The 610-nt window shown below is 56.2% G+C and carries 1 protein-coding gene; it reads left to right on the forward strand.

Annotation, left to right across the window (positions count from 1 at the left end):
• Positions 1–497: dihydrodipicolinate synthase family protein (locus ACR0CG_RS24090; RefSeq protein ID WP_480528047.1), on the forward strand; the 497-nt coding region annotated here is incomplete at its 5' end.
• Positions 498–610: the final 113 nt, after the last annotated feature.

A 610-nucleotide genomic window follows, 5' to 3' on the forward strand; every position in this document is an offset into this window, starting at 1 on the left:
CACTCCCAGCTTTGTGCAACAAAGCCACCCTGGCCCTTAGAAGCCGCCGAATTCTCGGATTTGATATGGGCGTGCATGACAATGTGCTCGCCTACGATCAGGATTATTATGCGCTCAAATCGATCGGCCGACCACTGGCATGTCTGACCTCATCAAAGGGTGCGTTGTTTCACAATCTCAACACCGGTGGTGACGGGGTGCTTTCCTGCCTGGCTTACATCGCACCCCATGAGGTCTCCGCGCTTTATCAAGCAACACGCGCCGGCGACTTTCCATTGGCCCAGGCAATACACAACCGTCTCGCGCCACTTATCTCTTTGCTCGATGGCCATGACAGGGCGACGCACGAGATGATCTTCCGAGAAGCCGCACATCTCAGAGGCCTTCTCGCAGCACCCGCGGCGCGCGACCTCCCTGCCCCACTCGATCAAGCCATCAGGACCCGGCTTGAGACAACCTTCGATAATATTGGGCTCACACCGATCAGATGGGTGTGAGTATCTTCAATCGATCAAGACTGATGCACCGTCAGTCAAGCCCCGTTACTGCGTCTTCAAGAGGGCCTTCCAGACCTTCGAACGCCAGATCATTCAGAAACTGGCGCCGCCAG

The organism is Ruegeria sp. AB8 (assembly GCF_056542605.1).